Source organism: Allocellulophaga tsushimaensis (assembly GCF_055383085.1).
In genome coordinates this window covers 755570-776624 of record NZ_AP039451.1, presented here as the reverse complement: position 1 = coordinate 776624, position 21055 = coordinate 755570, and the positions used below count along the sequence as shown (strand labels likewise).

17 protein-coding genes are annotated in these 21055 nt (G+C 31.6%); 10 read left to right on the top strand and 7 right to left on the bottom strand.

The window, feature by feature from the left end:
* Nucleotides 1–198: 198 nt before the first annotated feature.
* The 4 genes from ACZ451_RS03450 to ACZ451_RS03435 all read left to right on the top strand — a co-directional run bounded on the left by ACZ451_RS03450 (nucleotide 199) and on the right by ACZ451_RS03435 (nucleotide 6261).
* Nucleotides 199–1107 carry an SH3 domain-containing protein gene (locus ACZ451_RS03450; RefSeq protein WP_464215697.1) on the top strand — a complete coding sequence of 303 codons (909 nt, stop codon included), beginning with the start codon at nucleotides 199–201 and terminating at the stop codon, nucleotides 1105–1107.
* Between the two features lie 168 nt (nucleotides 1108–1275).
* Nucleotides 1276–2298 (top strand): hypothetical protein, encoded by a 1023-nt coding sequence (locus ACZ451_RS03445; protein ID WP_464215696.1) that lies wholly within the window; start codon nucleotides 1276–1278, stop codon nucleotides 2296–2298.
* A 167-nt stretch (nucleotides 2299–2465) separates the two neighbouring features.
* Entirely contained in the window at nucleotides 2466–5507 is a 3042-nt protein-coding gene (locus ACZ451_RS03440) for a ligand-binding sensor domain-containing protein (protein ID WP_464215695.1), read from the top strand.
* 4 nt (nucleotides 5508–5511) lie between these two features.
* Complete coding sequence (locus ACZ451_RS03435) at nucleotides 5512–6261, top strand: LytR/AlgR family response regulator transcription factor (protein WP_464215694.1); 750 nt, start codon at nucleotides 5512–5514, stop codon at nucleotides 6259–6261.
* A 96-nt stretch (nucleotides 6262–6357) separates the two neighbouring features.
* Here the strand turns inward: ACZ451_RS03435 and ACZ451_RS03430 are convergent, their stop codons facing one another.
* The 3 genes from ACZ451_RS03430 to ACZ451_RS03420 form a co-directional block, all read right to left on the bottom strand.
* Nucleotides 6358–7026: a hypothetical protein gene (locus ACZ451_RS03430; RefSeq protein ID WP_464215693.1), complete on the bottom strand. Its 669-nt coding sequence runs from the start codon at nucleotides 7024–7026 to the stop codon at nucleotides 6358–6360.
* Nucleotides 7026–9209, bottom strand: coding sequence for a hypothetical protein (locus ACZ451_RS03425; RefSeq protein WP_464215692.1), 2184 nt, complete (start codon nucleotides 9207–9209; stop codon nucleotides 7026–7028). Before ACZ451_RS03425 ends, ACZ451_RS03430 begins: the two co-directional genes overlap by 1 nt.
* Before the next feature lie 132 nt (nucleotides 9210–9341).
* Nucleotides 9342–9749: a hypothetical protein gene (locus ACZ451_RS03420; RefSeq protein ID WP_464215691.1), complete on the bottom strand. Its 408-nt coding sequence runs from the start codon at nucleotides 9747–9749 to the stop codon at nucleotides 9342–9344.
* Nucleotides 9750–10026: 277 nt separating this feature from the next.
* Between ACZ451_RS03420 and ACZ451_RS03415 the strand changes: the two genes are divergently transcribed.
* Nucleotides 10027–10914 carry a DMT family transporter gene (locus tag ACZ451_RS03415; protein ID WP_464215690.1) on the top strand — a complete coding sequence of 296 codons (888 nt, stop codon included), beginning with the start codon at nucleotides 10027–10029 and terminating at the stop codon, nucleotides 10912–10914.
* Nucleotides 10915–10973: 59 nt separating this feature from the next.
* Here the strand turns inward: ACZ451_RS03415 and ACZ451_RS03410 are convergent, their stop codons facing one another.
* The 3 genes from ACZ451_RS03410 to ACZ451_RS03400 all read right to left on the bottom strand — a co-directional run bounded on the left by ACZ451_RS03410 (nucleotide 10974) and on the right by ACZ451_RS03400 (nucleotide 14843).
* On the bottom strand, nucleotides 10974–11264 hold the full coding sequence (locus ACZ451_RS03410; protein ID WP_464215689.1) for a hypothetical protein: 291 nt from the start codon (nucleotides 11262–11264) through the stop codon (nucleotides 10974–10976).
* 180 nt (nucleotides 11265–11444) lie between these two features.
* Nucleotides 11445–13511: a M16 family metallopeptidase gene (locus ACZ451_RS03405; protein ID WP_464215688.1), complete on the bottom strand. Its 2067-nt coding sequence runs from the start codon at nucleotides 13509–13511 to the stop codon at nucleotides 11445–11447.
* Nucleotides 13512–13517: 6 nt separating this feature from the next.
* Nucleotides 13518–14843, bottom strand: a complete 1326-nt coding sequence (locus tag ACZ451_RS03400; protein WP_464215687.1) for a M16 family metallopeptidase — start codon at nucleotides 14841–14843, stop codon at nucleotides 13518–13520.
* A gap of 347 nt (nucleotides 14844–15190) precedes the next feature.
* Here ACZ451_RS03400 and rplU point away from each other — a divergent pair, with 347 nt between their 5' ends.
* The 3 genes from rplU to ACZ451_RS03385 all read left to right on the top strand — a co-directional run bounded on the left by rplU (nucleotide 15191) and on the right by ACZ451_RS03385 (nucleotide 17182).
* The gene (rplU, locus tag ACZ451_RS03395; RefSeq protein WP_464215686.1) at nucleotides 15191–15880 is read left to right on the top strand and encodes a 50S ribosomal protein L21; all 690 of its coding nucleotides are present in this window, start codon (nucleotides 15191–15193) and stop codon (nucleotides 15878–15880) included.
* A gap of 59 nt (nucleotides 15881–15939) precedes the next feature.
* Complete coding sequence (rpmA, locus tag ACZ451_RS03390; RefSeq protein WP_464215685.1) at nucleotides 15940–16200, top strand: 50S ribosomal protein L27; 261 nt, start codon at nucleotides 15940–15942, stop codon at nucleotides 16198–16200.
* Between the two features lie 214 nt (nucleotides 16201–16414).
* Complete coding sequence (locus ACZ451_RS03385) at nucleotides 16415–17182, top strand: hypothetical protein (protein WP_464215684.1); 768 nt, start codon at nucleotides 16415–16417, stop codon at nucleotides 17180–17182.
* A gap of 12 nt (nucleotides 17183–17194) precedes the next feature.
* On the opposite strand, the gene ACZ451_RS03380 is transcribed toward ACZ451_RS03385, so the two are convergent.
* Nucleotides 17195–17659: a DinB family protein gene (locus ACZ451_RS03380; protein WP_464215683.1), complete on the bottom strand. Its 465-nt coding sequence runs from the start codon at nucleotides 17657–17659 to the stop codon at nucleotides 17195–17197.
* 372 nt (nucleotides 17660–18031) lie between these two features.
* On the opposite strand from ACZ451_RS03380, the gene ACZ451_RS03375 reads away from it, so the two are divergent.
* Both ACZ451_RS03375 and ACZ451_RS03370 read left to right on the top strand, forming a co-directional pair.
* Nucleotides 18032–19894 carry a sigma 54-interacting transcriptional regulator gene (locus tag ACZ451_RS03375; RefSeq protein ID WP_464215682.1) on the top strand — a complete coding sequence of 621 codons (1863 nt, stop codon included), beginning with the start codon at nucleotides 18032–18034 and terminating at the stop codon, nucleotides 19892–19894.
* A 194-nt stretch (nucleotides 19895–20088) separates the two neighbouring features.
* Complete coding sequence (locus ACZ451_RS03370; protein ID WP_464215681.1) at nucleotides 20089–21048, top strand: 2-keto-3-deoxygluconate permease; 960 nt, start codon at nucleotides 20089–20091, stop codon at nucleotides 21046–21048.
* The last annotated feature ends 7 nt before the right edge of the window (nucleotides 21049–21055 follow it).

Below are 21055 nucleotides of genomic sequence, written 5' to 3'. Positions count from 1 at the left end.
ATATAAAGAATCGCTAATCATCTTAACTAAAAGAGAGGTAATTGCTATGATTTTTACGAATTCTAGATGGCTGACTACGGATACTAAAGTAGCTCTAATTATAGTGCAGACACCTAGTATATTTGAGTAAAGGAAACAGATCTAAGTACTGATCTGCATACTAAAAAATAAAGTCTAACAATTAAAAAAGCAAAGATTATGAAAAATGTAACAAGAGTATTAGTAATGGTTTGTGTGTTAGCAGTATCAAATATGTTTGGTCAGGCTACACAACAGGAAGTACAATTCCAAACTGTAGAAAACAATTTGTCTAAACAAGAGGTAAAAAATCACTATTTACTTGCAGATAAAGTGTATTTAAGAGATTGCGCCTCAACCCTATGTGCCAGAAGGGGAAAATTAGATATAGGCACTAAATTAACTGTTTTAGAAAAAGATATCCAAACCGAAACTTTAGATGGGATAACCAGTAGTTGGTATAAAGTAAAAACAGATGCCGAAATAGGATGGCTCTGGGGTGGTTTTATAGCTCAAAAAGCATTTGGAAGCGAGGCAAATGGAAATATAAAATTTGTTTTTGGAGCTGCAGGGGTTCAAGTAAATGAAGATGGTGTTTTAGAGAAAACCTATCAGATTAGAGCCTTTAGAAACGATACACAGATTAGAAAATTTGTTTTTGCATCTAATGAAGAAATTGATGCGGAAAAAGTAATGAGTATAGGGAATAAAGGGGTAACTAATGTAAGTGATATTATAAAACTCCATATTCCATGCGAAGAGAATAAAAGTCAGAGTGGTGATACCTATGTTTTTTGGAGTGGAAATCGGTTTTATGAAGTAGCTACCCTAAAAGGCAGTAAAACAGAAATAGCAGATGCATACGAAGAGTTTATTTTTCCTTCTGATATGAATGGCGAACGTAATATGATTATTAGAAAAAGCTCTAAAGTAGCAGATTCTGAATATGAAGGTTATGAAGATGATAAAATAGAAAGAGTAGCTACAAGTGTATTCTTAAAATGGGATGGTACTGCATTAGTAAAAACGGTAAAAGAACCAGTGGTAGTAAACTACGAAATTAAGATTGATGAGCTTGCTTTAAACTAAGCTTTGATTGTTGACTATAGAGTAGTCTTGGTTTTCTGAGACTGCTCTTTTGTTAGGATTTAGACCTTAAAGAGACTTTAAAGTTGTTTTTTGATCATAAATAAAGAAAACTCGTTTGAAGCGCTTTTTGGAATATGTTTAAAATAGTAAATGTTAAACTAAAAAACTATGAAGAATTACATCATCAGCATATTTACAAGTATTTTTTTAATGAGTTGTGCAAACTCAGATGAATTAAACAGTACAAACATCAAAAATTCCCAATTAAAAAAAGAAAAAACAATTGTCTTTATTGCAGGTTTTGATGAGGGTGAAAACAGCTATTATACCAATGCTAAAAATTATTTTGTTGCTCAAAAAAAAGAAGTCATAGATGGCCTATATTCGCTACAAGAAATTAATAATTGGTTAAATAAAAATTCTAGTAATACCAATTATTCAGAAATTCATATCGTTAGCCATAGTAATGCTTGGCGTGGGATATCTTTAAGAACAAAGCCAGCAGGGGAGCGTATCACTACAGCAAATATTACTAAAGTAAAAAATGAAATTCCAAATGTAGAAAATGGAATTACAGCTAATACAAAAATTATTTTCCATTCTTGTGGCTTAGGCGAAAACCTAGCATTATTAGAAACTTTAAAAACAGCATTTTCTACAAAAGAAAGCCCTAAAATATATGCCTCATCATTTTTTAATGTATTTGGAGGTACCTATGCAGAACATTATTTAGCAAAGCCATATTATGGCTATTACCCTACTGCAGAATCACCAGGACCATTAGAATTATCAAAAGAATTTAAATCTAAATATCCAGATACTCAGATAGATTGGTTTACCGCATTAAAAACAAGAAAAGAAGGGCATTCTGGAGAGGTTTATAGTTATAAGTTTAATATTCCAGTAGAGTGGGAGTTTAATTTTAATGATATTTCGGAGATTCCAGCTTCACAAGATAGAGATGAGTTATTAGATTGGATTGCTGAAAATGAAGAGTTAGGGATGGCACTATTTAAAATGGGAATTCCTATTGAAAAGTATAGATGGAAATCTGTAATTAAAGATAACACCTTAATTATTAAAGGAAAAACAACTGTGCTATGTGTATTAGAACCAATTATGCGTTCTGATGAAGTAGCTGCATACCGCGCACCAGATGTAGAAGATACTTCTTTGTATCAAATATTATAGTAACTTTTCCGTTTAAAAAAATATAAGGACCTCAGGGTTGGTCCAAAAGATGTTCGTAAGGAAAACTTAAAAATATAAGGGCAAACCTAGGAGCGTTTAAATCTCGATTATTGAGTAAACCAATACTTAAAGTATTGTACTTTTAAAGTATAAAAAAAACCAAGCTTTTGCAAAATACAAAATCATGCATTTTATTGTTACTCTGTTTTTTTGTGAGTGGTATTTTCCTTGCACAAAATAGTCAGCTTAGAGCATATAGCTTAGAAGACGGTTTGCCACAATCTCAAGTATACGATATTATCCAAGAAGATATTGGTTATTTATGGTTAGGTACGCAAGGTGGTGGACTATCTCGGTTTAATGGAGAAGATTTTAAAACCTTTACGGTTAGTGATGGTTTAGGGTCTAACTATATCAACGCACTTTCTTATAAAAATGACAGCCTTTTTATAGGAACACAAAATGGATTGTCTATAAAAATTAAAGACAACTTTTTAAATTTAGTAGGGCCACAGATCTATGATTTTTTTTCTGATGGAAAAGGACTCTACATTGCAACCGAAAAAGGAATTTACGCATATACTAAAACGCATGCCTTATATAAACAAAACATCAATACAATTATAGATGCCAGTGTGGTAAAAGATATTGTTTTTGATGGGCTTTGGTTTTGGATCGCTACAGATAAGGGGCTTTGGAAAGTAGATCAAATAACCAATCCAAAAAAAATTATAGCCATAGAAGAAAACAATTTTACTTCTCTAGCAGTTCATAAGAACAAACTGTTTGCAGCTACATTTAATGATGGTATTTTGGTGTTAGATAGCAAAGGAAAAGAGGCTAATGTATTATTGCGAGAACCCTTGCGTATTAATAATCTTTCGATACATAATACCAATGAACTTTGGGTAGCTACGGACAACGATGGCTTGTCTATTATTAATATAGATAACTATACAGAACAAGAGCGTTTAGACCGTAAAATTGGATTAAAAGTATCGCATATCCGTAAAAGTATTACGGATCAGCAAGGGAGCATTTGGATTGCTACATCTGGAGGCGGTTTTTACAAGTATTTTAAAAATAATTTTAAGCACTATGATCGTGAAACAGGTTTAAAAGAGAATAGAATATATGCTGTACATGCTACATCTAAAAATATATGGCTGTCTAGTGCTGAAGCTGGGCTAACTAGAATAGATTCTTTAGGAATTCATCATATTAAACAAGACAATCGTTTTTCAGGCGTAAAAATAAAGACAATTGCTTCTGATAAAAAAGGAAATATCTGGGCAGGAACAGATGGTAGAGGAATTCTTTTTAGAGAAACTATAGTAGATACTTTTAAGTTAGCGCTGCCTGTGTTAAGTAGCCAGATTCCTGATAGTATTAACAAACCAATACTAATACCAAAAACAACTACCCATGCTATTGCTATAGAAAATGGCTTGCCTTCTGATTGGATTAGTAAAATTATACTAAAAAGTGATACCGTTTGGGCAGCTACTTATTCTAGTGGAATTATAAAATTCACCTATGATTCGGATACCAAAAAAGTAAACATACACCAGAAATTCACTAAAAAACAAGGTGTTGAAGATTTGTATGTTACAGACATGAAAGAAGACGCTAAAGGACGTATTTGGTATGCTACTAAAAATGGGCATTTAGGCTATATTAAAAACGATAAAATAACACATATAGGAGCAGCTTTAGCACAAAAAGTAAGTATTGTAAGCTTACTTTTTAAAGATGACATGCTATATATTGGAACATCTGGTAGTGGTATTTGGTCTGCAAATGTAGAAGAGCCATTAAATTTTAAAAAACTCAACAGCAAAAAACAATCCTATTCTAATACTATATATCAACTAATTTTTGATGATAACGGATTTCTTTGGGCCGGCACCCAAAGAGGAGTAGATAGAATTTCTCTGAATTTAGAAAACGAAATAGAAGCGTTAACTCATTTTGGAAGAAATGATGGTTTCCTTGGAATAGAAACCTGTTTAAATGCTGTTGCAAAAGACGAAAAAGGACATTTATGGTTTGGCGCTATCTATGGTTTAACAGAATACCAAGGAAGTAAAAATGAAATACAAGAAACCAAACCAAAGCTTTACTTTGAAAAAGTTGAGGTTGCTTATAAAACGGTAGATAGCCTTAATTATAAAGAATGGACAAATAATAGTGAAAAAGTATTGGTGCTAAATTCTACCCAGCGAGAAATGGCTTTTGAATATAAAACGGTAGATCTAAACCATCCTAATAGCTTACAATACAGGTTTAAATTAAACGATGCTACTTGGAGTCCATGGTCAAAATCTAATCGGCAAATTCTTCCTGGTTTAGCATATGGGGCACATACCTTTACTGCACAAGCCAGAAATTATCAAAATCAGGAAAGTGAGCCCATTCATTTTCAGTTTTTTATTGAAAGTCCTTTGTATAAAAAAGCCTGGTTTTTATGGTCTTTATTGGTGTTTGCTATATTGCTTTTAGGAAGTATTACCTTACTTTATGTAAAAAGGCTAAAGAAAAAAAATAGAGCGGAAAAACATAAATTAAAATTAGAAAACGATTTGCTTACACTAGAGCAAAAAGCATTGCGTTTGCAAATGAATCCGCATTTTATTTTTAATGTTTTAAACGGAATTAAAGCAATGGGAGCTCATAATCCACAAAAAATGAATACTACCATAAATACTTTTGCTACCTTATTAAGGGAAACACTTTATAATTCTAGAAAGGAAACTATAAGTTTAGCACAAGAAATAAAAACATTAAAAAATTATATAGAAGTAGAGCAATTAATGGCAACAAAACAATTTAAATATACTATTACTGTTGATACTGCTCAAGATACAGAAGAAATTCTAGTGCCACCAATGCTCATACAACCATTTGTAGAAAATGCAATTCGTCATGGAATTTTAAAAGGAGATAAAGAAGGCGAACTTAACCTGAAGTTTTATACTGAAGGAGATTTTTTATATGGAGAAGTTGTAGATAATGGAATAGGTATTTTTCAGTCGCAAAAGGTAAAAACAAAAACAGATCATCAATCAGTTGCATTAGCAGTTACCAAAGAGCGATTAGAATTTATTTCAGGAAAAGATGCTTTGCAAACTAAAGAATTAAAAGATAAAAATAATATGGTATTAGGAACACAAATCTGTTTTAAAATACCCATAGAAACCGATTATTAGAACTATGCTCACAGCAATTATAGTAGAAGATATGCCAGATGCGCTTCAGTTATTGAAGAGTGATATAGAAACACAACACCCCGAAATACAAATTATTGATACCGCACAAAGTGTAGTTGAAGCTTCTAAAAAGTTACGAAAAACAGAGCCAGATATCCTTTTCTTAGATATTATGTTAGGTGATGGTACAGGTTTTGATATTTTAGAAATCTTTCCACAACTAAAGTCAAAAATTATATTTGTTACCGCCAGTGATGAGTATGCTATTAGAGCCTTTAAATTTGCTGCTATAGATTATGTGTTAAAACCATATGGGAAAGAAGATTTAGCGTTAGCGATTAGTAGAGCTAAAGAACAGATAAAACCTACTAGTGAGCGTTTAGAGATTTTAAAAGATACCTTAGCAGCTCCAGAACAAAAACCAGATAAAATATCATTACATACATTAGATAAAATTATTATCGTAAGCCTTGATGATATTGTGCGTTGCGAATCGGACAGCAATAACACTATTTTTTATTTAGAAAATGGAAAAAAAATATTTGTAACGAAGACTCTAAAATATTTTGCTGATATGCTTAAAAGCTATCAGTTTTTGCGAGTGCATCAGAGTCATCTCATAAATCTACAATGTATTAGCGCCTATATAAAAACAGATGGTGGTTATTTACTTTTAAAAAATGGTGAAAATGTTCCTGTTTCTGTTCGTAAAAAAATTGAGGTGATGGAGATTTTAGATCAGATGCATCGGTGATTTACTTGATAATCGAGATTTAAAATACTTCGACGATTGCTTAGAAATCAATATTGATTTTTCTTTTAATATCTTTTGGGCTTGCCACGAGATTATTTACTTTTCAATAATTAACTCACCTTGCTCAATAATCCTTTCTGCATATTCTATATCTTTTGTGATATCAAAAATTTCGAATACTACATGTTTATAGAATACTTTGTTTAAGCAGTCTTTAATGTGTTCTGTGTTTAAACTACTATTGTTTTTTTGTTCAATTCCAATTACAAAATAGGGTTCCACATCTTCATCAACATTTATAAATAATCCTAAGTATACTTTTTTTAGGGGGACTATTTGTAAGTCAATTTTCTTTAATGCTTTTATAATGTCACGCTTATCTGTTTCCGTTACTTTTGAAAATATGTTATGAATAGTAATAATCTCAACTTCATTTTTTAAAAGCGACTCTTGAGTGATATTTGTCATGATATCTTTTGTAACATCAATACCTCCTTTTTGATTTGTTTTATATGCTTTGTAGGTTAAAAAAGGACCTGTAAAAAGATGCCATGGTCCAAATACTAAATTTAATAGATTATATTTTTTTCTAAAAATAGCAATATCATGTTCTCTTTTTATTAAGATGGCTGGTGAAAATCTGAGTAAAGAAATTACCCCTAAACCAATTCTATAGGTAAAAATAATGAATCTAGCACCTAAGCTAATTTCCTTTGTAAGTTCTGATAATTCAGATGTTTTAACATTTAGAAGCTTGTAATTCATTATTTTTCCTCTAATTCTTCAGCATACGTTTTAGCCTCTAATACAATTTTTTCATCTTTTAAAACAGCTTGTAATTGCTCTTCAAAATCAAAATTACCGAGTCTTGCAAAATTTTGCTTTTTATATCTTGGCGTATTAATGGTGCTATAAGATTTCCAGCTTTCAGTTGCCGTTTTCATATAGACTAAAGCATTTTTTTGATGAGCCTTATCCGCAGTAGCCTTATAAAATTCTAAAGCTACAGCAGCTCTTATTTTATGTTCATAATACGTGGCTAAGGCGGCCATTGCTTTGATGTCTAATAGCGTATTTTCTAGTTCTTTAGCGTTTTTATAACTAAGTAGAGTGTTAAGGTCTGGCTTTATTTTTCTAGCATAGGTTGCAAAATTATCTGCAATATCTAAGGGTGTTTTAGAATTATTTATAGCTGTTCTAGAAAGTGTTGCGGTAACATATGCTTTAGGGTTTAGCGTATGAGATCCTTTCATGGTTTCTGTGATCCTAAAATCGTCTACAGATCTAAGTTTACTACCACTCATACAAGCTTCTGGTTGCCACATATAATCCCAGTCTCGCCAATGAAAGCGATTTATTTCTGGGATTACTTTAGAGGCCGTAGCCCAAGTTTCTTGTAGTAGTTTTGCATCTGTATCTTTAAATTTTGTTTTTATAATTTGTTGAAAATGTGTATTAGGAATAGTAGGATTGTAGCCCAGTCTTCCCCAAAGTAAAAATTTGTACCAATGCTTGTTAATCTCTAATTCTCCTGATAGTTCAGCATCTTTACTAATAAATTCTCTTCCCCAAACATAACCATCAGACCCCATGTGAAAACCAACAGTCTGATCTGCTGGAAAACTCGTCATATATGATCTTACAAAATCTGGATCACCCCATCGATGAATATAAATATCATCGTTACGGATATTCCACCAAGCTTTCATATTTTTTTCGGCCATAAATGCAACCAATTCATCACTAAAAGTAGGGTTCGGTGCAGAATATAAACGTGCTTTGGCGTATTTAAAACTTAAATCGAACTGATCTGGATACGTATTCCAATATTTGTCAACCTTCTTCATGTCTGTCCACCAAACACGATGAATAAATTTAATCTCTCTTTCTGGCTGTAGTTTTTTTACATCTGCAATCCCTTTCCCATAGGTATCCCACAACCATTTTTCCTGATCATCGGCATCCATGGGTTTACGCATGTTTTCACCAGCGGTTACTCCTATACCTGTTACATCTGGGTAATTGATTAGAAATTGTTTTACAGATTTTCTGAGATAGTCTTTACTAATCTCATTTTCAAAATCATTGCTAATACCATATTTCCCTTTTTTGTCTCCAACGTCTTTATTAGACCCTGGTACCGCTGCACCATTTAAGCAAATATTCCATGTAATAAAATAAATGTCAATACCTCTATTCTTGGCGTGTTTCATCACTTTTTGCCAAAAGGCTATTTTCTCCTCTATGGTTATTTTTAAGAGTGTTTTCTGATTTTGATTGGGTTCTATATTCGCTAATTCAGGAACATTCCATGCGTAAGGCTTATCTATAGGGTTTATGGTAGTGCCTAAAACATCATTAAAAGCAATGTCTGGATAATCATCTAATTTTACCATAGAAGAAAATGGGTGAGCATTCCAATAGGTAATTGCATTGTATCTATTTCTGGCCATGGTATCAAAGAATGCTTCCCAGAATTCAAAATTCCACATCTCTGCAATATTTTCTTGCGCAGCAGATCCAGAATCATCAAAACTAGACGTTCTGATGTCTAATGGAATATTAAATTTAATACCTCTCTTTTCTAAATAAGGTTCTTGAGTAATTGATGGGATGCTTTCTAAACGATTTCCAGTATTAATTTGCTCTGCTAACTCTAAACCGCCATACATTAAACCAGTGGCGTCTGTCGCTTGTATGCTAATGCTTTTTGAGCTATTGTTTTGTATCTGAAAACCTTCAGGATTGCAACATTCTGGAGTTAATTTAAATTCAATTTTAATTTTCCCTTTTTTTGCAATAGTATAGTTGTGAGTTTCTAATGCTTTTACCAGATCATGAACAGCAAAAACAACTTCGGGTGTGTCTTTATGATACTTTATAGTAACTTTTTGAGCAGAACATATAAAAGATAAAAGTAAAAATAGTGCTAGTATAAGTTTGTTCATTTCTTAAGTATTAATGTTCTATAAAGAGTTTATGAATTTATTTCATATGATAAATGAAATTCTATTCACATGATTGTATAAGTTTTTTAGTAGCGCGTATATATAGAATACAATAACTTTGATAAGGATACTTTACTTTGTAAGTTCTTCTGCATTGGCTATAGCCTTATTAATTTTATCGCGTACTTTTTTTACGTTAATTTCTTCTTCATCCAACCATTTTTGTTTTTTAGGAGAAAGCGCTTTTCCTCTTAAAATTTCATCCTCATCAAAACGCTTTACAAAACGGAGCATCCAGGTCATCATTAAATCATGCGAATGACTAATAGAATCTTGTGCTGCTTTATAGATTGCTTTATTGGAAGCATCTTCGGATTTTTTGTCTTCTAGTTTACTAGTTAATTCACTAAAAACACTCATTTTAGGCATTACTTCATCATGTATTTTCATGATTTGTGTCATTTGAGAAGGCTCTTTTTTTTCTTCCTTACAAGAGAAAGTAAGTAATATAAGGCTAATTAAAAGTGCTATTTTTTTCATGATATGAACTAAATATTAATTTTTATGATATAAATAGATGAAACATTTCTATCATTACAAAAATACAATGTTTTTTATGACTTTATAAGGATAGAAATGTTCTTAAACAAGTTATTTATAGGGCGTATCGTAGCCCTAGATTTATAGTTTCTTGGTTTTAAGTAGAATAATGTACTTTATTTAATTTATATAATTAGTATAAAAACATCACCTTTGTAAAAAAATAATTGTTTCTAATTTAGAAGGCTAAAAGCAACCTTAAAATTATGATTACTCCATGACGGATTACCAAAAAAAATGGTTCATTTTTATTCTTTTATCATTAGTGTGGGGTTCTTCTTTTATTCTCATCAAAAAAGGATTACTAGGTCTTTCTGCTATGCAATTGGGGACATTAAGAATTGTAATTGCAGCATTTTCTTTATTAATTATTGGCTTTCCTAAGCTTAAAACAGTACAGAAGAAAGATTGGAAATGGATAGCATTAGCAGGTTTTTTAAGTTCTTTTTTTCCACCTATATTTTTTGCAGTTGCGCAAACACAAATAGACAGCAGTGTGGCTTCTATATTAAACTCTGTAGCGCCTTTGTTTACTACTTTAGTTGGGGTTCTTTTATTTGGTACTTTAATTTTGCGAAGACAAGTTTTAGGTGTTTTTATTGGGCTATTAGGAACGGTTGTTTTAATTGTAGCTGGTATGGAATATAACCCAAATCAGAACTATTGGTATAGTATTTTTGTTTTAGTTTCTGCATTAGGTTATGCTTTTAATATTAATATAGTTAAAAAACATTTGCAACATTTAGGGCCAATGGCTGTTACTACAGCAAGTTTTAGTTTGGTCTTATTACCTGGTTTAGCTTTGCTGATTAGCACTAATTTTTTCTCTGAAATTTGGGAAAGTCCAAAAATGCAAGCTGCTATAGGGTATGTGGCAGTATTGGCTGTAATAGGAACAGCCATGGCTAGCTTATTTTTTAATAAACTCATAAAACTTTCAAGCCCTGTTTTTGCTTCTTCTGTAACCTATACTATTCCTGTTGTAGCAGTATTTTTAGGAGTTTTAGATGATGAAAAAATTAGTATACTACAATTTTTAGGAGGTATTGTAGTACTAGGTGGGGTGTATATGGTAAATAAAAAACCAAAAGAAAAACTGAAATAAGAATAAGAAGCCTCATTTTCAGTTTTTATCCCTAAAGAATTTGTCTTAGAAGTACTTTTTTAATCTACATATACCACGCTATTTCTAGGAATAGTTATACCTTGTTTTAAAATAATTTCATTAGTGGTAATACCCCAAATAGTTGTGTATACGCGCATTAGTTTATCTTCATGATCTTTAAAATAAATATTCACTTTGTTTTTTAATAAATTACCCAATTGCATTGCTCTTTTAAGATAATAAGCACGTAAACTTTTTTGTTTTTTATTTTTTAAGACTTCTTTGTTCGAAAATTGAATGTTAACAATGAATTCCTTTTCTATAAGGCATGAAGGTGTTGTATATGTCATAATGTTGTTTTTATAGAATTACAATTACTTAGTAGGAACAAACTTTATTTTGCTTACAAAGGAATAGATTTATTAGGTGTTTTTTAACAGTATGTCACTAATGATTCAAAAAAATAAAAAAGCATTTAAAGCTAATATTGTAGCTTTAAATGCTTTTTTTAATAGGGTGATTTATGCTATTTATTCAAAATCAGCATCAGAAACGCCTTCATTAACTTTAATGTCTTGTACTTTAAAATCAAATTTCTGAGGTCCCATAGTTTGTGCTAAAATAAAAGGAAATTTAACTCCAGATACTTCCTTGTAATCTGAATAATTAAATGTGGAAATAATTTTTTGCCCTTGCATTTCTACACTAACTAGGTCCTGAACTTTTAAGCCAGTTTTCACATCATAGAAAGATGTTTTTTCATCTGAAAACTTTACTTTATATGCTTTACTACCATTAACTTCTTCAACACCTTCTAAAGTTGCATTATTTACATCTACCAACTCTGGAAAAGGGTTAGACTCTGCTTTTAATTTTGCAGCGTCTTTTTCTTCTAAATCTTTACGCTGTCCTTGTGCAATAACATAAGCTTTGTCTCCATTTACAACTTGCTTGCTCATAGAATTCCCCATAACTTTTACATCTTGCATGTATTGGTTTTTTGTGGTTTTTTTAATGTCAAGATTTAATTTCATGCCTTGCATTTCTGCTTCTGCAGACATTGCATATGAAGAAACGTTAGTAACCTTATCTTTACCACCAATGGCTTTAATATAGTTGTCAATAACAGTTTTAGCTGTCATACCCTCAGGAATAGCTGCGCTATAATTAGGCTTTTCTGTTTTATTAATCATTTTATCATAATAAAACATAGGAACTTTTTTACCTTTAAAAGTAACTTTCTCTAAATTTTCTAAAACCTCACTTCCTTTGCCTACTACAACTATTCTAGCATTTTTGGTGCTAAAGTATTTTTGAGCAGCTTTTTGTACATCTGCAATGGTAACAGCATTAATACGTTCTAAGTATGTTTTATAAAAGTCTTTAGACAAACCTTCTGTTTCTATGTTAAGAGCATATCCTGCTATAGTTGCAGGCTGTTCTAGAGCTAATATAAAGTTGCCAATATATTTAGCTTTTGTATTTGCCAATTCTTTTTCTGAGACTGGTTTTGTTATAATTCTATCAATCTCACTAAGAATTTGAACTACTGAGCTATCGGTAACTGCATTTCTAACTTGAGCAAAAGCACTAAATCTAGCAGGGCCATATTTATCATCTCCTAGTCTGGAGTAAGATCCATAGGTATACGCTTTATCTTCTCTTAAGTTTAAGAAAAGACGTGCTTCGCCGCCGCCGCCTAAGATTCGATTGGTTATTAATGCTGGGAAATAATCCGCATCACTCATTTTTAAATCAACTAAATTTTGTACTGTAACTTCAGATTGTACTGCGTTTGGTACATCTATAAAATTAATCTGGGTATACTGTACATCAGAAGGTTTTGAGAACTGAAAAGATGGTGGAGTAGCTTTAGTCCAAGAAGTGAAATTATTTTTCACCAACTTTTTTACATCTTTAAAATTAACATCACCGATCACAATTAGGTAAGCATTTGCTGGGACAAAATAATTGCTATAAAACTTTTTTACATCTGCTAATGTTACATTGTTTACCGTTTCTTCAGTAGTAAATTCACCATAAGGGTGTGCTTTACCATATGCAAGTGCACTTTGCGCTCTTCTTGAGATTGCTGTAGCGTTCTTTTCTTGTGATTTTAAACCAGTTAAGATTTTCTCTTTTTCCTTATCAAACTCTTCCTGTGTAAAATTTGGATGTATAGCTGCATCTGCCATTAGTTCTAATATTCTTGGAAAATATTTAGATAAAGAACTTGCAAAAGCGCTTTGAGATCCAAAATTGACACGAGCACCTAGAAAATCTATTTCTTCATTAAAGGTATCTTTATCAATAGAAGTAGATCCATTCCCTAATAAGCTAGAAACAAAACTAGCGACACCAGCTTTGTTGCCTTCAGCAATTGGAGGATTATCAATACGTAATTGTATAGAAACACGAGGTAGTTTTCTATTTTCTACGACCATTACTTTAAGTCCGTTTTTTAACTCAAAACGTTGCGGTTCTTTTAGATTTATTTCAGGAGATGGCCCTGGGCTTGGCATTACACTTCTGTCTACTTGAGCGGTAGCAGTTAGCGCAAATAAAGCTAATACAAATGTGGTATATAAATTTTTCATAGTAATTTAATTTGCTGTTTTTTCTTCTGGTAAGTATTCCATAACCACTCTTTGGTTAGGATTTAAGTATTTGTTTGCTACTTCTTTAATTTCTTCACGGGTTATAGAACGATAAATTTCTATTTCTTTATTTACAAGACTAGTATCTTTGTATAACATGTAATATCTTGCTAAAGAGTTTGCGATACCTTCTACACTAGCATTTGAGTTTACAAATTGATTCTCAAATATATTTTGTAGTTTTTGATAATCGTTTTCAGAAATTAATTCATTTCTTACTTTAGCAATTTCTTCTTCCATTTCTGTTGTTAAATCTAATAGACTTGTTTCTCCCACTGGTAATGCAAAAACAATGTACATACCATAATCTTCTTGTGTTTGATTAAATGCGCCTACTTGTAAAGCTTGTTTTTGCTCATCTACCATTTTTTTATAAAGTTTAGAGCTTTTACCACTACTTAGGTAGCTAGAAATCATATCTAAAATATAAGCTTCACGCTCTTTAAACCCTGGTGTTCTATAAGCAATCATGGATGCAGGTATTTGAATGTTTGCATCATAAGCTTTAGCATTTATTTGTGTTGTGATTGGATCTTCTTTTGGAAAATTTCTAGAAATGTCCTCACCTCTTGGAATATCACCAAAATAATCAGCTATCATTTTTTTAGCTTCAAGAGTTTTAAAATCTCCTGCAACAACTAAAACTGCATTATTAGGAACATAAAACTTTTTATTGAAAGCTAGAAATTCTTCTAAAGAAGTAGCATCTAAATGTGCCATTTTACCTATGGTTGTCCCTTTGTAAGGGTGCTTTTTAAATAGGTTTAGTTTAATATTCTCTATGAATTTTCCATAAGGGCTATTGTCTACACGTAGTCTTTTTTCTTCTTTAACTACCTCATTTTGTGTATCTACTCCAATTTGGTTAATGATTGGATGAAGCATACGTTCAGATTCCATCCATAATCCTAATTTTAAATTATTAGAAGGGAACACTTCGTAATAATAAGTTCTATCATCAGTAGTGTTAGCATTATTTTGCCCTCCATTAGAGGTAACAATTTCGAACCATTTTCCTCTTTCTATATTTTCTGTCCCCTCAAATAATAAATGCTCAAAAAAGTGAGCCATACCTGTTCTATCTGGTTGTTCGTCTTTTGCACCTACATGATACATTACAGATGTTGTAACTAGCGGTGCTGTGTTATCTTGATGAAGAATTACATGTAAGCCATTAGCTAAATCATACTCTTCATAGGCTACTTCTTGAGCTTTGATTGTAACTGCAATAAAGAGCAGTAATACTGCAGTTAGCGTTAATTTTTTTTTCATTTTAATTACATTTAAATTAGTCCTTGAAATGCAGACTTTTATTTTTATTTATTGCAATCTGCATGCTGTTAGTATTGTGTGTTTATTTTTTGTTACACAAAAATACTTTTTTTTTATAGTAAATTTGGAATCAACTTTTTTTTGTTGTGATTATTCTGATTATAATGTAATCTATACCATGCATATAGTGCTGTTTAATTAGCAGTTTTTAATAGTAAAAACTAGAAATACAATAAACAGTTTATAATTCTATAAAAAACGTTTGCGTATTGAGTAATTAGCAGTATATTTGCACCCGCCTATTAAAAAATAGGATAGTTCATATATAATATTAACAAACACAAGCTATGTACGCAATTGTAGAGATAGCAGGGCAGCAATTTAAAGTTGCAAAAGACCAAAAAGTGTATGTTCACCGTTTGCAAAACGAAGAAGGAAGTAAAGTTACTTTTAATAATGTTTTGTTAGTAGAAGATGGTAAGAACATTACTATAGGCGCCCCAGCTATAGACGGAGCCGCTGTTGAGGCAAAAGTCATTAAGCACCTTAAAGGTGATAAAGTAATCGTTTTTAAGAAAAAAAGACGTAAGGGTTACAAAGTTAAAAATGGTCACAGACAATATTTAACGGAGTTAGTTATTGAAAGTATTGCTGCATCCGGTGCAAAGAAAGCTGCTCCAAAAAAGGCTGCTGCCCCTAAAAAAGAAGTTGCTGCTAAAGTAGAAGCTCCCGCTAAGAAAGCTGCTGCTCCAAAAAAAGCTGCTGCTCCTAAGAAAACGGCAAAAGCAGATGATTTAAAGAAAGTTGAAGGTATTGGACCAAAAGCTGCTGAGGCTTTGGTAGGTGCTGGAATTGACACTTTTGCTAAATTAGCGAAAGCAAAGCCTGAAAAGATTAAAGAAATCTTAACTGAAGCTAGTTCAAGAATGGCTCATTTAGAGCCAGGTTCATGGCCAAAACAAGCTAAAATGGCTGCTGATGGTAAATGGGATGAGCTTAAAGAATGGCAAGATAGTCACAAAGGTGGTATAGAATAGTTTTAGAAAATTGTTAAACACAACGTTTAATTTGTTTAAGCGTTCATAAAATAAATATCATGGCACATAAAAAAGGTGTTGGTAGTTCTAAAAACGGAAGAGAATCAGAATCGAAACGTTTAGGTGTTAAGATTTTTGGTGGTCAACCTGCTATTGCTGGTAATATTATTGTTAGACAGCGTGGAACAAAACACAATCCAGGAGAAAATGTTTATGCAGGAAAAGATCATACGTTACACGCACGTGTAGATGGGATGGTAAAATTCCAAAAGAAAGCAGGAGGAAAATCATATGTTTCTATAGAGCCTTTTGAGGCTTAAGAATCTTTCTTTATAATATTAAATCCTTTATAAGTAGTGTAATTATACTGCTTGTAAAGGATTTTTATGTTTTAGAAACTTGTATTTTATTAAATAGAATCTTAAAATTTCTGAATTTTCAGCAAACTAAGAAAAACTTTTTCTGGTCAATACTCTTTAGGCTTGCCTTAAGGCTTATTTATTACTATCTTATATAAGTTTTAAGTTTAAAAATATGAGAAAGATTCTTTATTTATTTTTAATTTTTACTTGCTATGCTTATTCGCAATCAGACACTTCTGTACGTACCATACATATTTTCGTTGCACTTTGTGATAACGTAAATCAGGGTATAGTGCCTGTTTCTAAAGATTTAGGCAATGGTCAGAATACAAAAACAAATTTGTACTGGGGTGCACTTTATGGGGTAAAAACTCATTTTAAAAGAAGTAAAGATTGGATGTTTGTAAAAACACTAGAAAGTACTAATCCTCAAATATTAGAACGTGTATTATTTAAACATGTAGCAACTAATACCTATTTGCTAGCGGATGCTTATAATGGCAAGTATATAAAACAAACTACAATAAATTTCTTGAATGTTGCTAGCGGTAGAGAAAAAGTACAACTTACCATAAATAAAAAAGAACTAAATTTTGGTGGACAATCAAACTTAATTGGATATGTAGGACATGACGGGTTAATGGAGTTTGGATTGAATACCACTTTTAAACCTGCAAATAATGAAAAAAGAGATGTAATTATTTTGGCATGTATTAGTAAAGATTACTTTAAATCTTATCTAAAACAAACAGGGGCTAATCCTTTAGTTTGGACAACTGGTTTAATGGCACCAGAAGCATACACTTTAAAATGGGCTATAGATGGTTGGATATTAAAAGAAACAGATGTGCAAATTAGAGAGCGTGCAGCACAAGCGTATCATAAATATCAGAAATGTGGTATACGTGCTGCAAGAAACTTATTAGTTACAGGGTTTTAATGGTATTTCTAATTATTTTAAAATGTCCCTTATAATTTTAAGATGATGATCTGTATGCAATTTTATAAAACGGATGGTTTGTTTTTTATTTAAAACATTAAAAAAAGGATGCTTAAAATTGGCATTAGGATCTAAAGAAGCTAATAAAGGTAATTTTGTTTCTAAAGCTTCTAATTGTTTTAAAATAGCATCTTCTTTAATTATTTCAGGTGGGCGTACGGCTCTTGGCGCTTTAGCTTTTCCTCTAGGGATATAATTAAAAGTATGGCAAAATACCCGTAGAAAATTAAAATTCCTTTTATAGTGTTTTGGATCAGAATTTAGTACAGCGTCACAGATAGTATCAATTACTTTTAAGCTGTGATCTATATGCCAGGCAACAGGAGCTTTAGATACCTTAGCGTTACTAACATCTTTATATTTCAATGCTTTTTGTAATGCTGTTAATTGAGGGGATAAAAATGTAATAGAATTCATTTTGGATATTATATGTTTACGCTGTCCATGAGATTTAAATGCTCGGAAGCTTATCTTGAGGTAGTATACTACCACTGTCTACTTCTAGAAAACAGGTAATATTAATAAACTCAACTCAAAATTAATGTAATTTTTTTCATTTTAGTATGGTGTAATAGAATTTAATAAAGACAGTGACTTTTTACAGGAATAGTTTTTAGAATAACTAATGCTAGTTCATAGTAATTGATCTTATTCCATCAACTTTTGATATTCAATTACGATAATGAAATTTTACAACATAGAGTTTTTTATATTTTAAAGCAAACAATGTACTGCTATTGCCTAAATCTTTTAAAATTACGACCTTGTGATACCTATAAAATTTATGAAATGCATCAGAAAATACTTTTAGTAGCTCCATATGAAAAGATGTTTACCTTGGCTAAGGATATTGTTAAAAAAAATAAACTTCCTGTGGAAGTTGTATATGGAGAGTTATATGAAGGAGTGGCGCAATGTAGGCAATATGCAAATCATGAAATTAATGTAATCATAAGTAGGGGTGGTACAGCAAAATTAATAAAAGAAGAAATTGCTACACCAGTAGTAGAAATTGGAGTTAGCCCATTTGATCTGCTTAGAATTGTTAAAAAATATAATCAAAAAAAAATTGCAATTATAGGTTCAGAAAATGTAGTTTCTGAAGTAAAGTCATTTGCTGAAATTTTAGAGGTAAAAATAGATTATTACCCAGTAGTTTTAGGAGGAGAGATTCAAGAAAAAATAAAAATTGTTAAAAAATTAGGTGTAGATATTGTTGTTGGAGATGCAGTAGCGGTAAGGCTTGCGGAACAACTTAAGGTGAAATGCGAATTAATTTCCTCAGGAAAAGAATCAATTATTAGTGCTATAGAAGAGGCCTTAAGGATTAACAATGCGGTAATTCAGGAACGTGAAAAAAACTCTGAAATAAATACTGTAATTGGCCTATTGAGTAAAGGTATTGTGGTAACAGATTCTAAGCATAAAATAAAAATAGTAAACCCACCAACTGAGGGTATTTTTGAGTTGTCAATGCAGCAATTAAAAGAGAAAAATTTAGAAAAAATAGTAGCTAGGTATCATTGTAAATTACCTAGAAAAGAGACGTTAGGACATCTGATACAGTATAATAATGCTAATTTTTCTGTAAACTGTAAACCAATAGGTTTAGATGGTAAAATTAAAGGTTATGCTTACAGTTTTGAATATGTTTCGGAAATTCAAAAATTAGAAGAAAAAATTAGAAAATCACTTTCTAAAAATCGATTAATAGCCAAAACAAAATTTAGTCATATTATTGGAAAAAGTGCTTTAATTGTAAACGTAATGCGTATTGCCAAAAGATATGCGAAAGTAGATTCAACAGTACTTATTTTAGGCGAAAGTGGTACCGGAAAAGAAATGTTTGCTCAATCTATACATAACGCAAGTGATAGGCATAAAGGGCCTTTTATTGCTATTAATTGTGCTACATTACCTGGAGATTTACTAGAAAGTAAATTGTTTGGTTATGATGAAGGAGCTTTTACAGGGGCGGTAAAAGGTGGTAAACGTGGTGTTTTTGAATTAGCACATAACGGAACATTATTTTTAGATGAAATTAATGAAATGGATTTGCAGACACAAGCAGGAATGCTACGTGTTTTACAAGAGCGAGAAGTAATGCGGATAGGTGGTGAGAAAATTATTCCAGTAAATGTTAGAATAATAGCGGCTACAAATACGAAACTAATAAAAGAAGTTGAAGTAAAACAATTTAGGGCAGATCTGTTCTATCGCTTAAATGTGTTAAATATAAATTTACCCCCATTGCGGAACAGACAAAATGATGTGCTATTACTGTCCGAATATTTTATAGCTAAATATAGCCAAGAATTTAAGACAAAGCCTGTAAGGCTAACAAAAGAATTAAAAACAACATTTTTAAACCATAGTTGGCCTGGTAATATAAGAGAACTTGAAAATATAATTTTAAAAATTATACTACTAACTGACTCTCAATATCCATCAAAAGAATTAATAGATGATCTTACTCATGAGTTAGACGATCACAAGATGGAAGGTTTGGATGAGAAATTATTTAATGGAAGCCTTGATGATATTAATAAGAAAATAATTATGCAAGTTTTACAAGAAGAAGGAAACAATAAGAGTAAAACTGCAAAACGGTTGGGGATTACTAGAGCTACTCTTCAGAAAAAAATAGCTTAATTTTATTGGAAGTTAATATTGTTTATTTTATGAGCAGTATGTGTTTAATATTTATGCATTTTAAAACTAGTTATTTTTTAAAATATTGATAATCAAATAGTTGTTATTTGGCATGTATTTTGAATTATAGAAGAGATTTTAAAAATTCTTTTATAATTCATACAACTTAAATACTATTACAACCAACCAACATTATGAAAATTAAATCTACTATTGAAAAAATCCCAGGGGGGATGATGGTAATACCGCTTATTTTTGGGGCTTTAATAAATACAGTAAGTCCAGAAGTACTTCAGATTGGAGGATTTACTACAGCAATGGCAACAGGTGCAACAGCAATTATTGGAGTATTTCTTTTTTGTATGGGAGCAGGAATGGATTTAAAAGCAGCTCCAAAAGCAATAAAAACAGGTTTTGCAATTACGCTAATAAAATTTGCTATTGGTGTAGCAATAGGCTTATTAGTAGCCAGATTTTTTGGTCCAAATGGCTTATGGGGCTTATCTTCATTAGCCATAATTTCTGCCATGACTAATACTAATGGGGGACTATATGCGGCATTGACTGGAGAATTTGGTAACAAATCAGAAATAGGAGCTATAGCCATCATTTCAATAAACGATGGTCCTTTTCTTACGATGATTGCATTAGGTACAGCAGGTGTGGCTAGTATTCCTTTTTTATCCTTATTAGGTGTAATATTACCAATTGCCTTAGGTATTATTATAGGGAATTTAGATAGTGATATGAGATCTTTTTTAATGAAAGGGGGGCCAGTGTTAATACCTTTCTTTGCTTTTGCCTTAGGCTGTGGCTTAGACTTAGATATGTTAATTAAAGCTGGTTTACCTGGTATTTTATTAGGAATTTTAACCGTAGTTATTGGTGGGGTATTTAATATTTTGATAGATAAGGGAACAGGAGGTACAGGTGTAGCAGGTGCAGCTAGTTCTGCAACTGCAGGAAACGCAGTTGCAACACCGGCAGCAGTTGCTTTAGCAGATCCTACATTAGCAAGCGTTGCCGCAATTGCAGCACCGCAAATTGCTGCTTCAACCATAACAACCGCATTGTTAGTGCCAATATTAACTACAATGATTGCAAAGAGAAATAAGAAGAAATTAGACCAAAAAATGGAAGTTCAACACCAATAGCTTTAGT